Raw genomic sequence first — 13,471 nt, 5'->3', positions numbered from 1 at the left:
GAAAGGCAGTCCGTGAACGACCTCAACTCCCTCCCGGCCGATTTCACCTGGGGAGTGGCCACCGCCTCGTACCAGATCGAGGGAGCCGTCGCCGAGGACGGCCGTGCCCCCTCCATCTGGGACACCTTCTCCCACACGCCCGGGAAGGTGGCGGGCGGCGACACCGGCGACGTGGCCTGCGACCACTACCACCGGGTGCCCGAGGACATCGGCCTGATCAAGGAGGTCGGCGCGGGCGCGTACCGTTTCTCGCTGGCCTGGCCGCGCATCGTCCCGGGCGGTGACGGACCGGTCAACAAGAAGGGCCTGGACTTCTACGACCGGCTGGTGGACGGACTCCTGGGCAACGGGATCACCCCCTTCGCCACGCTCTACCACTGGGACCTCCCGCAGGCCCTGCAGGACCGCGGCGGCTGGACGGTCCGTGAGACCGCCGAGCACTTCGCGGCGTACACCTCCGCCGTCGTCGAGCGCCTCGGCGACCGCGTCAAGGACTGGGCGACCCTCAACGAGCCGCTCTGCTCGGCGTGGATCGGCCACCTGGAAGGCAAGATGGCGCCGGGCCTGACCGACATCACGGCCGCCGTCCGCGCCTCGTACCACCTCCACCTCGGCCACGGCCTCGCCGTGCAGGCGATCCGTGCCGCCTCCCCGGGGGCCCGGGTCGGCATCGTCAACAACCTCTCCCCGATCGAGCCGGCGAGCGACAGCCCCGCCGACATCGCGGCGGCCGTCCGCGCCGACGGACACACCAACCGCTGGTGGCTCGACCCGATCCACGGCCGCGGCTACCCGCAGGACATGCTCGACCTGTACGGAGTCGAACTCCCGGTACAGCCCGGCGACTTGGAGACCATCGCCGCCCCGCTCGACTGGCTGGGCCTGAACTACTACTTCCGCCAGGTCGTCACCGCCGACGAGTCGGGCCCGATCCCGCACGCCCGGCAGGTCCCGGTGCCCGGCGCCCCCGTCACGTACATGGACTGGGAGGTCCACGCGGAGGGCCTGGAGCAGCTGCTGCTGCGTCTGACCGAGGAGTACGGCGCGACCAAGATCTACGTCACCGAGAACGGCTCGGCCTACCAGGACACGGTCGCGGCGGACGGTTCGGTCCATGACCCCGAGCGCACCCGGTACTTGGAGGAGCACCTGGCCGCGTGCGGCCGGGCGGTCGCCAAGGGGGCCCCGCTCGCCGGGTACTTCGCGTGGTCGCTGCTCGACAACTTCGAGTGGGCCTACGGGTACGACAAGCGATTCGGGCTGGTTCACGTCGATTACGACACCCAGCGCCGTACAGTGAAGACCAGCGGACGGCGTTACGCGGAGCTGATCCGCGAACTGTCCTCCGGGCGAGTGGCGGACTCCGCCTGACGCCACTCCTCCGGGAGCGGGCCCCGGCCGCGCGACGGTTTTCCGCCGCGCGGCCGGGGCCTTGTCATTCTCTTTCCGGGGCGCCGACGGCCCGTCGGGAGTGCAGGGCCGTGGCGCGCGTCAGGCCGTGGTGAGCGTCAGGCCGTAGTGGCTGAGGATCTCGTTGATCGGCTGGTACCAGGTCTCGCCGCCGCTGGTGCAGTCGCCCCAGCCGCCGGAGGTGACGCCCTGGGCCTGGTCGCCGCTGATGAACGAGCCACCGGAGTCGCCGCCTTCGGCGCAGACGTTGGTCTTCGTCATCTGGTACACCGCGCCCTGGCTGTAGTTGACCGTCTCGTTCTTGGCGAGCACGGTGCCGCAGTGCCAGTGGGTGGTGGAGCCGGAGCGGCAGATGGAGGCGCCGACCGGAGCTTCGTTGGAGCCGCGTACCAGCTGGTCGGAGACGGTGCCCCAGCCGAGGACCACCGGCACCGTCCACCAGCCGTTGGCGACGTTCACCCAGGCGTAGTCGTCGCCGGGGAAGGTCGAGCCCTGGAAGTTGCCGATGGCCGATCCGTCCCAGCCGCTGACCGACGCGCCGGCCCCCGAGCAGTGCCCGGCGGTGACGAACCCGCCGTTCACCGAGAAGCCGATGGAACAGCGGACGTTGCCTGTGTAGTAGGGGTCGCCACCCACCGTTCCGGCGGACAACGTCTGCGGCATCGCCGCCGCCTGACGCACCGTCACGGGTCCCGCGGTACGGGCTTTCGCCAGGAAGGAGCGGACCTCCTGGTCCTCGGCCGAGGCGGCGGCGACCTCGACGACGACGGATCCGGCCTCCGCGTCGACGTGCCAGCTCGCCACGCCGTCAGGTGCGGTGAGCGCGTCGATGGCCGACTTGGCCCGGTCGAGGGCGCGTTGGGTGTGCGGGACGAGCCTGGTGTCGGCACCGGTCGCCCGTACGGCCGCGGCGGCCTTCGCGTCGGTGACTCCGACGGTCAGCCTGCCGGTCCCGGCGTCGAACCAGGATCCTCCGTACGAGGCCCCGGCGGCGCGGCGGGCGGCCGGCTCCTGGGCGGTGGCGGTCTTCTCCGCGGCGAGCCTGGCCTTGGCCTGCGCGGGCGTCAGCCCGAGGTCCTTGGTCATGGCGGCGAGCAGCCCGGCAGAGGCGGGTTGCGAGGCGGCGGCGCTCGTGGGGGGAGCGGTGTCGGCCGCCGATGCCGGGGCCGGGCCGATGGCCGCCCAGGCGCCGACGACGAGGAGCGCGGACAGTCCGGCGCGCAGGGGTGTCAGGTGTTTCAAGGCAGTGCCCCTTCTGGTGTTCCGATGCGTGGGGGTGGAACAGGAGGCGTCCGCGAGCACTCGCGGGGTACTCGATTGAGAGCGCTCTCAGCGCGGCACGCGACGACCCTAACGCAGCAAAATGGTCAGGTCCATGCCAAGAACGTGATTGGCTGACACTTCAACTGGCCTACAAAACATGGGACATGCTCGTTCCGGGGCAGAGCGAGCCCTGCATGTCGTCAGACGACAGCCGCCTCGATTCCGCTCAGCTCCATGAGGATGTCGGCGCGGGCGTAGTAGTCGGCGACCGGAAGACGGTCGCGGGATATCCTGACGAACCCGGCTTCCTCGTAGAGGTGGACGGCCGGAGCCAGCTTGCCGTTCGTGCCGAGGAACAGCCGGACGCCACCGAGAGTCCGGGCGCGGTCGATCGACGCGGCGACGAGCCCGCGGCCGATGCCCCGGCCCTGCGCATCGGGGGCGACAGCCATCTTGGCCAGCTCGAACACGGCGGCCGGATAGGCCAGAAGCGCGACACACCCGACAACGGCACCGCTGTCCGGCTCACGCGCCAGGAGAACATCGCCACCCGGTTCGACAATGCGGCCGAATGGGTCTTCGAGGACGACCCGATCCCGCTCCTGGAGGGTGAACACCCGGGAGATCCACTCCTCGTTCAACGCGCGAAAGGCCTCGGCGTCTTCCTGCGAGGCGATCGAGGAGACCACCACCGGGGCAGAGGTGTGCGGCATGATGCGGGTTTTCCCTTCTCCATGGCTTTCCGGAGCCGGCTTTCGCCGGGCCTCCGGTACGGACGACTTCCTGTACGGATCTCCGGTACCGATCTCCGGACCGATCTTCGTCAGTCTCCGGCGCCGGCCACCCATACGTCCAATACAAGGAATGACCTTGATCGATAAGCTGCCCCTATGGATCAGCGATTCGAGCTTCGTCATCTGCGGTACTTCCTCGCCGTGGCCGAGGAGCTCCATTTCGGTCGTGCTGCCCAGCGGCTGAACATCGCCCAGCCGGCTCTGTCCCAGCAGATCAAGCAGCTAGAGCGGATCGTCGGCGTCGAGCTGTTCCGGCGGACCTCTCGGAGCGTCCGCCTCACGGACGCGGGATCCACGTTCCAGCCGCGGGCGAGGGACCTCCTGGGCCGTCTGGCGGCGGACCTCGACGAGGCCGGCCGCGTCGGGCGCGGTGAGGCCGGCCGCTTGGACGTCGCCTTCATCACCTCCGCCACCGCGATCGTCAGCGAACGGCTCCGTGAGTTCTCCTGCCGCCGCCCCGATGTCCAGGTCAGCCTGCGTGACGGCTTCACCGCCGACGTCCTGACCGCCCTGGAGCGGGGCACCGCGGACATCGGTATCGTCCGGGACGCGGAGGAGTCGGCGGAGACCGACCTCCGCCCGCTGGCCACGGAACGTTTCGTCGCCGTCGTTCCGGCCGGCCATCCGGCCGCAGGGGGCGACCGCGTGGAGGCGGCGGCCCTTGCCACCGACCCGCTGATCCTGTTCCCACGTTCGGCGGGAGCCCTCGCCTTCGACCTGAACACGCGGCCGTTGCGGGACGCCGGCGTCAAGGAGGTCCAGGTCGCACAGGAGTGCTCGCACTGGCACACCATCATCACACTCGTCGCCGCCGGCCTCGGCGTCACCGTCGCGCCGTTGAGCGTCACGGCGCTGCTGCCGCCGGGCGCCCGGCGTCTCGAACTCGTCGGCCCTCCCCTCATGAGCCGGATCTTCATGGCCACCCGACGCGGCGACAGCCGCCCTCTCGTACGGGCTTTCGTCGCGGACGCGTAGACAGGGCCTTCCGCATGGATCGGGCCGGGCCGGCGAGCGGGGTCGGGTGCCGTCCGTCGCGAGACGGAGGAGGGAGTCGACGCGGAGCATCGGCGGCCGACGGCAACGCGGCGAGGTGCGGCACCCGGGCACGCGAGCCCGGCAGAATCCGAACGAAGGACCCTTACACGTCCACGACCCCGGGCCGGGGGCCGGCGGGTCGAGGCCCCCGAGCGCACACCGTGCGGGATCGCGCGACGCGCCCCGTACGTGGAAGGCCGAACCGGCGGCAGCCGGGGCACTCCGTGTCCGAGTGGCCGGGTACGGCCGGCCGCTCCCGGCTCAGCCCCGGTCGGAGCGGAACGTCCTCGCGGTCCGCTCCAGCCGGTCCACGTACCCCTTCCACCAAGTGGCTTCGCCCTCGGGCAAGTTGTCTCCCCGGGACCGGTAGCCGACCTCTCCGTCGATGAACTCCCGGACGATGTCGGCGTGGCCCGCGTGCCGGTGTGTCTCGGTGGTCACGTGCACGAGGATCCTGTGGAGCGTCACCTCGCGTTTCGCCTCGGACCACCACGGCACGACACCGATCGCGTCGAGGGGCAGCGCGGCGATGGTGGCGTCCGAGTGCTGCCACACGCGTCGATAGCGGGCGACGACCTCCTCGCGGCTCTCGTCCTCGGTCGCCCACATGTCGGCGTTGTCCTCGGCGCCCTCGTCGAGCCACGGGAAGGGCTCGTCCGAGGGCCTGTCGAACGTCTCCCCGAAATAGCCCAGTTCGACGCCCGAGAGGTGTTTGACCAGGCCCAGCAGGTTGGTGCCGGTAGGCGTCAGGGGGCGACGGACGTCGTAGTCCGAGAGCCCCTCCAGCTTCAGCAGAAGGGTGTCGCGTGCTTCTTGGAGGTAGGACCGCAGATCGTCCTTGGGCTGTGACCGACTCATCCGGGCAGTCTCGCACCCCGCGCCGACAACCCGTCGAGCAACTATCCCGGCCCTCCCCCACCGCATGACCCACGGGCATGCCCGGCGGCGAGCCGGTCAAGGAGTCAGGAGCGGCAGTCCCGCCTCGCGCCAGAGCGCACGCAACCCCCTTGCGTACGAGTCCCGTTCGGGGGAAGGCCCCTGTCCGCCCGGCTCCTCACGTGTACGCCAGTGGTGCACGTCCGGGTCGCCGCCCGGCCCGAGCCTCGCCCACCCCGGATCGCCGCACCCGGCGAACTCGGCCCACGACCGCATCATCCGCGCGGAGAGCTCACGGTCGGCGTCGCCCGGCGGCCCACCGACGAGGAAGTAGACGTTCTCGTCGTCGAGCGTGCCGAAGGCGAACGGAACGTCGGCGCAGTGCCAGGCACGCACCGGCCGGGCCGGGGACCCGCCGGACCTGCGGTCGAAGTGTGCGAGGAAGGCCGTACCGCCCGCCTTCGCGTGGGCCTCCGCGAACCGGTCGCCGTACTCGGCGAAGAGCAGGTCCCCCTGGATGGCCAGGTACGTCGCACGGACGGATTCCCCCGCCGCCCGGTCCCGGTACCCCTGGACCAGGGCGTCGGGAAGCCCGAAGTCCCGTGCGAAGACGGCGAGTCGGGCCTCCGTACCGATGTCCGCACTGCTGCCGACCGCTTCAAAGAGGGTGTACTCCTCCGTGGTGCGGCACACGAGGATTTCGACGCCGTCCGCCGCGAGGCCCTCGGACGCGGCGGTCAGGGGCTCGGCGGGCAGCAGGGTGCCGTCGACGACCGGTCCGTAGATGGCCGGATCGTGGTGGCGCCGGCCGGTCGCGGGGTTCCGGCGGCACGCATCGACCACGGCGTCGGACGCGGTGACCAGCGCCTGCGGGGAGGCTGCGAGCAGCGCCTCCCGGGTGGCGGGGATTCCGGCCGCCTCGGCGACCTCCCGGGTGGTGCGGGCGGCCGATTCGGCCGTGGCGCAGGAGTTGACGGCGGAGTGCAGTATCGCGCGCCGGAACAGCCCCCGCGCCCGGTCCATGGCCATGAGGCACGCGACCGAGGTGGCACCGGCGGACTGGCCGGCCACGGTGACCCGGTCGGCGGCGCCCCCGAAGGCGGCGATGTTGTCGCGTACCCATTCCAGCGCGGCGATCTGGTCGAGCAGCCCCCGGTTGTCCGGGCAGACGTCCCCGTCCCCGCCCGGTACGGCAGGGGCACCGGCCGGGACATGGCCGAACCCTTCGAAGCCCAGGCGGTAGTTGCAACTCACGACCACCAGGCCGAGCCCGGCGAGGGCGGCGCCGTCGAAGTCGGGCTGGGCGGAGGAGCCGAAGGCGAAGGCGCCTCCGTGGATCCAGACCAGCACGTGCAGCGCGTCGCCGGGCCCTCCCGGCGTCCAGACATTGACCGTCAGGATGTCCTCGTCCCCGGGCTTCCAGCCGGGCGCGCCGGGGAGTTCGGCGGACTGCGGGGCGACCGGACCGAAGGCGAGGCAGGGGCGGACGCCGGTCCATTCGGTCACCTGCCGGGGCTCCCGGAACCGTCGGGGTCCGAACGGTGGCGCCGCGTACGGGATGCCGAGCACGGCAGTGACGTGGGGCACCCGCCCGGCCGGCCGCCCGCGCACCGCGCCGAACCTCGTCGTGAACACGTCCACCGGTACTCCCCCTGTCGTCGCCCGGCCGCCCACCGGGCCGGGGCCCCATCGTGCCGACGGGAGCGGGGCGGGCGCCAACACCGGAGTTGGGGCGATTGACGCGGCTGCGATGTGAATGGGCGCGGCAGATCTCCACGGCCCTCCACCGCACCCTTCCCGACTCGCTGTGGACCGGGGTGACGGGCACGCTCCGAGGAGCGCCCTCCGCCCCCCAAGACCCCCTGACAGAATGACGTCAGGCAACCTGGTTGTGCCTCGAGATCCGTTTCAGCACTATGAGCCCTGACAGGGCTGGGCGGGCAAGGACGAGGGTGCACGGTGGAACTGATCGGCCTCTCGGACGGCGACAACAGCTTCAGCGTGCGCGTGTTGGGGCGCAGGTCGCCGGGCGTGCTGCACCTCCACGACCTGCTGGACGCGGAGGTCCTCGTCACGAGCGGATTCGTGAGCGGCCGGCTGGCCATGGCCCTGCGGCCCTCCGATCTGGAGAGCTGGGGTCGCGCTCTGGACCGGCTCTCAGCTGGTCAGGACATCTGCTGGAGGGACGCCGATCACAGTCCTGAGATCAGAATCCACCCTCACCACGAAGAGCATGAGACGGTCGCGGTCCGCGTGGAGGACCTCGGCAGTTCGTGCGTTTCCGTGTTCATCCCGTTGTGCCTCGAAGAGGGCTGGATCGACGAACAGCGGAGGCTGCTCGCGCAGGTACGACAGGAATGGCCGAGCGAGGTCCTCGAATCCTCATGGGGTGTCCATGAGTGGCGGCACTGAGGTTCCGACAGCCGTCGCCGGCAGATACGTGCGCATCCGAGAATCAGGAAGGCTTCGTGGATGCCGTCGCGGACCTCCGTCGGTTCCGAAGGCGGCGGAACCGGTGGAGCTGGGCGAAGGCGCGCTCGACGACCCGGCGTCGAATTCCCAGGCCGGAGCCGAAGCCCAGTTCCTGCGGCAGGTGTTCCCAGGCGATCGCGGTGTGCGGGACGAACAGGATGCCCTGGAAAACGGGTCGGTCCGGATGCCGTTCATGTCCGGGGTGCAGGGTCCGGCGCTCAGCCTTGGGCAGCAGCGGCTCGATCACCGCCCACAACTCGTCATCGACTTCCCGCGGCTTCGGCCGAGCCACCTCACACCCCCGTGTGACTGAGCAGTTCAGTCGACCGGCCAAGCCGACTTCTCGGCCACAGGCGTAACTCAGCTTCGTTGGTCCTCAACCGTCCAGCCGTCACCCAGCTCGCGGCGCAACACCTCCAGAGCTGCATCGGACTCACACCGGAATGATTCCCGCTGCTCACGAGTCCACGGCGAGGGGCCCATCGGGTGATTCCAGTCAAGCCCGGACTGGTACAGCTCGGCGAGCCTCGTCAGCGTGTTGCTGGTGTCCGGAGTGATGGGCAGGTTCTCCGGGACGCAGGGATACCCGTAGGGACTGTCAAGGTCGGGCATGTTCGACGGGCCTGGCCACAACGGAGTGTCGACGCCGTACTCGAAGAAGAACCGCAGGTGGTGGGGCATGGACTCAGCCTTTCACAGCACTGAGTACACGAGCGGCCGGCTGCACGTCTCAGCCGACGACTGAAGCGCTCGAACGCATCCGGGATCGTCGGTCCCGGAACAATCCCATCACCTCGAAGATCATTTCGTTGGGGGTTCCAGAAGGCCGGAGCGTCCCGAGTGGCGGGAACGGCTCGGAGGGTGTGTGGCCCCCGCTAGGCACCGTCGGGCCCAGTCGGGCCCCACAGAGCCTTCGCCGAGGGGTACGCGGGGCGCTTCGGCCGCCGCGATCAGGGCATACGCGCTTCCGGGGCGCCGCCACCCCGGCGCCTGCGGAGATCTTCCCTTTGCGGCGGGCGCGCGACCGGAGTGCAATTGCGGCAGGGGACGGTACGGCTCCGCCATCGGCGAGAGGACACGCAATGAGCGACACCGACCGGGGGGACGACGTCTATCAGCCCCAGCCGGAGCAGGCGTCCGACCCCGACGAACAGCTGGACATCGAGGACACCCTCGTGGACTCCGACCTCGGCGACGCCCTGGACGAGGGATACTCGCCGCCGGAGCGACCGTGGGCCGTGGAGGACGTGGGAACCACCGCGTCCGAGCAGCACGACGGGGAATCGCTCGACAGCAGACTCTCCCGCGAGCTGCCGGAGGTGGCCACGAGCGACGGCGACGGAACCGGCGACCTGTCCGACGGCGAGGGTGAGCCGTGGGACGACGAAGTGGGTACGGAGCGTGCCGGCAGGCTCACCCAGCAGGCGGACGGGACCGTACCGGCCACCCTCACCGCGAACGACGTCGGTGTCGACGGGGCCGCGGCCTCCGCCGAGGAGGCGGCCATGCACGTCGTCCCGGACGAGGAGCCATGGCTCCCCGAGTGGGACCACCCGGCCACCTCGCCCGGCCCCGGTCCGGACGCCGTCGGCGTCGAATCGGACGCCGCCACCGGCCCTGCCACCTCCGAGGACGACCCCGCCCGCGCCCGTTGATCCCTCTGCGGGCAGGTGGGCGGCCGGACTCCGCGGGCAGGTGGACCGGCCGGACATCCCGATGCATACCGGCCCGCGCGGCACCGCGCCGCCGCCCCACCGGCGACACCGCTTGTCGACAACCACCCCCGAGACAGCCAGGAGCACCCCCATGACCGGCATCACCCCGACCGGCACCGCTCAGATCGGCGTGACAGGACTCGCGGTAATGGGCCGCAACCTCGCCCGGAACTTCGCGCGCAACGGGTACACCGTCGCGCTGCACAACCGGACGAACGCCAAGACCCGCGCACTGGTCGAGGAGTTCGGGAGCGAGGGCAACTTCGTCGCCACCGAGTCCGCCGAGGAATTCGTCTCCGCGCTGGAACGCCCACGCAGGCTGGTCATCATGGTGAAGGCCGGCGACCCGACCGACGCCGTGATCGCGGAGTTCACCCCGCTCCTCGAGCCCGGCGACATGATCGTCGACGGCGGCAACGCACACTTCGCCGATACCCGCCGCCGCGAGAAGGAGCTGCGCGAGCACGGCATCCACTTCGTGGGCACCGGCGTCTCCGGCGGCGAAGAGGGCGCCCTCAACGGGCCCAGCATCATGCCAGGTGGCTCACCCGAGTCGTACGACAGCCTCGGCCCGATGCTCGAAAAGATCTCCGCGAAGGCCGGCGACGGGGCCCCGTGCGTCACCCACATCGGCCCGGACGGCGCAGGCCACTATGTCAAAATGGTGCACAACGGCATCGAGTATGCGGACATGCAGCTCATCGCCGAGGCGTACCACCTGCTCCGCGCCGTGGCCGGGTACTCCCCCGCGCAAATCGCGGACATCTTCCGCGCCTGGAACACCGGGCGCCTGGACTCCTACCTCATCGAGATCACCGCTGAGGTGCTCTCGCACGTCGATGCGGCGACCGGCAAGCCCTTCGTGGATGTCGTGCTCGACCAGGCGGAGCAGAAGGGAACCGGCCGCTGGACCGTGCAGATCGCCCTCGACCTGGGCGTTCCCGTCTCAGGCATCGCCGAGGCCGTCTTCGCACGCTCCGTCTCCGGCCACGCCGGTCTCCGGGACGCCTCACGTACCCTCGCGGGTCCGACCGCCCGCAAGCTGGGTGAGGGCCAGGCAGCAGCCTTCGCCGACCAGGTCGAGCAGGCCCTGTACGCATCGAAGATCGTCTCCTACACGCAGGGCTTCCACGAGATCTCGGTCGGCAGCGAGCAGTACGACTGGGACATCGACCTGGGCAGGGTCGCCTCGATCTGGCGCGGCGGATGCATTATCCGTGCCGCGTTTCTCGACAGGATCACCAGCGCCTACGAGGCCCAGCCCCGGATGCCGAGCCTCCTCTCCGACAAGAGCTTCGCCGAGGAGATCGCCGGCGCCCAGGACGACTGGCGCCACGTGATCGCCACTGCCGTCACCCAGGGCGTCCCCACCCCCGCCTTCGCCGCCACCCTCGCCTACTACGATTCCCTGCGCGCCGAACGCCTCCCCGCTGCCCTCACCCAGGGTCAGCGCGACTACTTCGGCGCACACACCTACCACCGCACCGACCGGGACGGCACCTTCCACACCCTCTGGGGCAGCGACAAGACCGAAGTCGAAAGCTGACCGACCACCCGCGACAGCCGACACCGGAGCGGAATCGCCCCAGAGGCGATCGGGAAGCAGAAGAGATCAGCAGAGATGAGCGAGGCCACGCTCCAGTCCGCGCCAGGACGTAGAAGCGGAGCTCCGGAGGACCGTAAGAGGGGGCCCTCTCGTACTACGGCGGGCTGCGCGCCGAGCGGCTGCCGGCCGCGCTGACCCAGGGCCAGCGGGACTGATTCGGGGCGCACACCTACCGGCGTACCGACCGGGAGGGGGCGTTCCACACGCTGTGGGGCGGCGACCGTTCGGAGGTCGACGCGGGCTGAACGGCCCGGCAGGACGCCCGGTCGAGGCCCCGCCCGGACGGGCCGCGCCCGGGTGCGGCCGGACCGCGCCTGTGGGTGAGTGGCAGTAGTCCCTGCTCCCGCCCCCGCTGCCCCGTCGCTGCCACTGGAGAGTGCGCCCGATGCCCGATGCCGTTCCGGACCCCGTCACTGTCCAGCCGGTGGTGGCTCCGCTCACCGAGGCGGCGCTGATCCTCGTCGGCACGATCGAGCCGGGCGGCGAGGAAGCCGTGCGCTCCGTGCTGCCGGAGGTGGCCTCGATCGCCCGGTCCCTGGGCTTCCGCTTCCCGGACGCCGGACTCTCCTGCGTGCTGGGTTTCGGCTCCCACGCCTGGGACCGGCTCTTCGGCGGCGGGCGTCCGGCGCTGCTGCACCCGTTCCAGGAGCTGCGCGGACCGCGCCATACCGCTCCGGCCACCCCCGGCGACCTGCTGCTGCACATCAGGGCCGAGCGGGCGGACGTCTGCCACGAGTGGGCCGCACAGCTGCTCGGCCGTCTCGGCGGGGCGGTCCGGATCGTGGACGAGACGCAGGGGTTCCGCTATCTCGACCACCGTGACCTGCTGGGATTCGTCGACGGTACGGAGAACCCGGTGGGCGACGACGCCCGGGCCGCGGCGCTGGTGGGCGACGAGGACCCCGCGTTCGCCGGGGGCAGCTACGTCCTCGTGCAGAAGTACCTGCACGATCTGACCGCCTGGAAGGCGCTGAGCACCGAGGAGCAGGAGCGGGTCATCGGCCGCACCAAGGCGGACGACGTCGAACTTCCCGAGGGCGTCCAGCCCGCCGACTCGCACGTCGCGCTCAACACCATCACCGATCCGGACGGCACCGAACGGGACATCCTCCGCGCCAACATGCCGTTCGGCAGCTTCGGACGGGGCGAGTTCGGTACGTACTTCATCGGGTACGCGGCCGACCCCGGCGTCACGGAGCGGATGCTCCGCAACATGTTCCTCGGCGACCCGCCCGGTACCCACGACCGCATCCTGGACTTCTCCACGGCGGTCACCGGCACGCTCTTCCACGCCCCCGCCGCCGGCTTCCTCGACGCCCCTCCCCCGCCCCCCGCCACCGCGGGCATCCGGCCGCTGCCGGAGACGGCCGCCCCTCCGCTCCTCCCCGCCGGCCCCGCCCTCCCGGACGACCCCGACCTCCCCGGCCACCCCGCGCTCCCCGACGACGGTTCGCTGCGCATCGGCAGCCTGCAAGAAAGCGCCCAGTGATGAACAATCTGCACCGAGAACTCGCCCCCGTCACCGAAGCCGCCTGGCAGCAGATCGAGGAGGAGGCGCGGCGGACGTTCAGCCGCCATGTCGCGGGCCGCAGGGTCGTCGACGTCACGGACCCGGAGGGCCCCGCCCTGGCGGCGGTCGGCGACGGCCACCTGCGGCCCATCGACCCGCCCACTCCGGACGTGCTGGCGCGGGCCCGTACGTCGATGCCGGTGATCGAGTGGCGGGTGCCCTTCACCGTGACCCGGCAGGCCGTGGACGACGTGGAGCGCGGTTCCGACGACAGCGACTGGCAGCCCGTCAAGGACGCCGCTCGCACCTGCGCGTTCGCCGAGGACATGGCGATCATCGACGGGTACCCGGCGGCCGGGATCACCGGCCTGCGCGACGGCTCCTCGCACGATCCGCTGCCGCTGCCCGCCGACGCGCGCGACTACCCCGCGGCCGTCAGCCAGGCGCTGACCCGGCTGCGGCTCGCCGGTGTCGACGGCCCGTACCGGCTGCTGCTCGGCGCCGACGCCTTCACCGAGGCGACCGAGACCTCCGACCACGGCTACCCGGTGGCCACCCACATCGGCCGCCAGCTGGACGACCCCATCCTGTGGGCGCCCGCGATCAAGGGCGGGGTGCTGCTGTCCACCCGGGGCGGGGACTTCGAACTACGGCTCGGCCAGGATCTGTCCATCGGCTACCAGAGCCACGACGCCACCGACGTGCACCTCTACTTCCAGCAGGCCTTCACCTTCCGGCTGCTGACCCCGGAAGCCGTGGTCCCGCTCATCGCCTGATCCCTCCCGGCAGC

12 protein-coding genes and 2 pseudogenes are annotated in these 13,471 nt (G+C 71.0%); 8 read left to right on the top strand and 6 right to left on the bottom strand.

What is annotated here, in order from left to right:
• Positions 1 to 12 precede the first annotated feature (12 nt).
• Entirely contained in the window at positions 13 to 1,371 is a 1,359-nt protein-coding gene (locus ACWCWD_RS01355) for a GH1 family beta-glucosidase (RefSeq protein WP_450769662.1), read from the top strand.
• A gap of 120 nt (positions 1,372 to 1,491) precedes the next feature.
• Here ACWCWD_RS01355 and ACWCWD_RS01350 read toward each other — a convergent pair whose 3' ends face one another.
• Together ACWCWD_RS01350 and ACWCWD_RS01345 are read right to left on the bottom strand one after the other, a co-directional pair.
• Entirely contained in the window at positions 1,492 to 2,652 is a 1,161-nt protein-coding gene (locus ACWCWD_RS01350) for a S1 family peptidase (RefSeq protein ID WP_450769281.1), read from the bottom strand.
• A 221-nt stretch (positions 2,653 to 2,873) separates the two neighbouring features.
• On the bottom strand, positions 2,874 to 3,590 hold the full coding sequence (locus ACWCWD_RS01345; protein ID WP_450769279.1) for a GNAT family N-acetyltransferase: 717 nt from the start codon (positions 3,588 to 3,590) through the stop codon (positions 2,874 to 2,876).
• Between ACWCWD_RS01345 and ACWCWD_RS01340 the strand changes: the two genes are divergently transcribed.
• A complete protein-coding gene (locus ACWCWD_RS01340; protein ID WP_450769277.1) occupies positions 3,564 to 4,442 on the top strand; it encodes a LysR family transcriptional regulator in 879 nt (292 codons plus the stop codon). The genes ACWCWD_RS01345 and ACWCWD_RS01340 overlap by 27 nt on opposite strands.
• 321 nt (positions 4,443 to 4,763) lie before the next feature.
• Here ACWCWD_RS01340 and ACWCWD_RS01335 read toward each other — a convergent pair whose 3' ends face one another.
• Both ACWCWD_RS01335 and ACWCWD_RS01330 read right to left on the bottom strand, forming a co-directional pair.
• Positions 4,764 to 5,360, bottom strand: a complete 597-nt coding sequence (locus ACWCWD_RS01335) for a DinB family protein (protein WP_450769275.1) — start codon at positions 5,358 to 5,360, stop codon at positions 4,764 to 4,766.
• A 96-nt stretch (positions 5,361 to 5,456) separates the two neighbouring features.
• Positions 5,457 to 7,019: a carboxylesterase/lipase family protein gene (locus ACWCWD_RS01330; RefSeq protein WP_450769273.1), complete on the bottom strand. Its 1,563-nt coding sequence runs from the start codon at positions 7,017 to 7,019 to the stop codon at positions 5,457 to 5,459.
• Positions 7,020 to 7,337: 318 nt separating this feature from the next.
• Here ACWCWD_RS01330 and ACWCWD_RS01325 point away from each other — a divergent pair, with 318 nt between their 5' ends.
• Positions 7,338 to 7,790: a DUF5959 family protein gene (locus ACWCWD_RS01325; protein ID WP_450769271.1), complete on the top strand. Its 453-nt coding sequence runs from the start codon at positions 7,338 to 7,340 to the stop codon at positions 7,788 to 7,790.
• Between the two features lie 124 nt (positions 7,791 to 7,914).
• Here the strand turns inward: ACWCWD_RS01325 and ACWCWD_RS01320 are convergent.
• Positions 7,915 to 8,142 (bottom strand): annotated as a pseudogene (locus ACWCWD_RS01320) (transposase); the annotation flags it as partial.
• 68 nt (positions 8,143 to 8,210) lie between these two features.
• Positions 8,211 to 8,531: a hypothetical protein gene (locus ACWCWD_RS01315; RefSeq protein WP_450769269.1), complete on the bottom strand. Its 321-nt coding sequence runs from the start codon at positions 8,529 to 8,531 to the stop codon at positions 8,211 to 8,213.
• A 401-nt stretch (positions 8,532 to 8,932) separates the two neighbouring features.
• Here ACWCWD_RS01315 and ACWCWD_RS01310 point away from each other — a divergent pair, with 401 nt between their 5' ends.
• The 5 genes and pseudogenes from ACWCWD_RS01310 (at position 8,933) to ACWCWD_RS01290 (ending at position 13,457) form a co-directional block, all read left to right on the top strand.
• Entirely contained in the window at positions 8,933 to 9,505 is a 573-nt protein-coding gene (locus ACWCWD_RS01310) for a DUF5709 domain-containing protein (protein WP_450769267.1), read from the top strand.
• Positions 9,506 to 9,656: 151 nt separating this feature from the next.
• The gene (gene gndA, locus ACWCWD_RS01305; RefSeq protein ID WP_450769266.1) at positions 9,657 to 11,111 is read left to right on the top strand and encodes an NADP-dependent phosphogluconate dehydrogenase; all 1,455 of its coding nucleotides are present in this window, start codon (positions 9,657 to 9,659) and stop codon (positions 11,109 to 11,111) included.
• A gap of 143 nt (positions 11,112 to 11,254) precedes the next feature.
• Positions 11,255 to 11,416: pseudogene (locus ACWCWD_RS01300) on the top strand (NADP-dependent phosphogluconate dehydrogenase); the annotation flags it as partial.
• Between the two features lie 140 nt (positions 11,417 to 11,556).
• On the top strand, positions 11,557 to 12,660 hold the full coding sequence (locus tag ACWCWD_RS01295; RefSeq protein WP_450769265.1) for a Dyp-type peroxidase: 1,104 nt from the start codon (positions 11,557 to 11,559) through the stop codon (positions 12,658 to 12,660).
• Positions 12,660 to 13,457 carry a family 1 encapsulin nanocompartment shell protein gene (locus tag ACWCWD_RS01290; RefSeq protein ID WP_450769263.1) on the top strand — a complete coding sequence of 266 codons (798 nt, stop codon included), beginning with the start codon at positions 12,660 to 12,662 and terminating at the stop codon, positions 13,455 to 13,457. Before ACWCWD_RS01295 ends, ACWCWD_RS01290 begins: the two co-directional genes overlap by 1 nt.
• Positions 13,458 to 13,471: the final 14 nt, after the last annotated feature.

This window comes from Streptomyces sp. NPDC001493, assembly GCF_053597235.1.
Note: the sequence above shows the minus strand (reverse complement) of the source record. Positions and strands in the feature narration are given on the sequence as shown.

What these genes read in the sequence shown, in the direction of transcription:
- ACWCWD_RS01340 (WP_450769277.1), top strand. Translation starts at nt 3,564, where the DNA reads ATGGATCAGCGATTCGAGCTTCGTCATCTGCGGTACTTCCTCGCCGTG.
- ACWCWD_RS01345 (WP_450769279.1), bottom strand. Translation starts at nt 3,590, where the DNA reads ATGACGAAGCTCGAATCGCTGATCCATAGGGGCAGCTTATCGATCAAG.
- ACWCWD_RS01335 (WP_450769275.1), bottom strand. Translation starts at nt 5,360, where the DNA reads ATGAGTCGGTCACAGCCCAAGGACGATCTGCGGTCCTACCTCCAAGAA.
- ACWCWD_RS01315 (WP_450769269.1), bottom strand. Translation starts at nt 8,531, where the DNA reads ATGCCCCACCACCTGCGGTTCTTCTTCGAGTACGGCGTCGACACTCCG.
- ACWCWD_RS01310 (WP_450769267.1), top strand. Translation starts at nt 8,933, where the DNA reads ATGAGCGACACCGACCGGGGGGACGACGTCTATCAGCCCCAGCCGGAG.
- gndA (WP_450769266.1), top strand. Translation starts at nt 9,657, where the DNA reads ATGACCGGCATCACCCCGACCGGCACCGCTCAGATCGGCGTGACAGGA.
- ACWCWD_RS01295 (WP_450769265.1), top strand. Translation starts at nt 11,557, where the DNA reads ATGCCCGATGCCGTTCCGGACCCCGTCACTGTCCAGCCGGTGGTGGCT.
- ACWCWD_RS01290 (WP_450769263.1), top strand. Translation starts at nt 12,660, where the DNA reads ATGAACAATCTGCACCGAGAACTCGCCCCCGTCACCGAAGCCGCCTGG.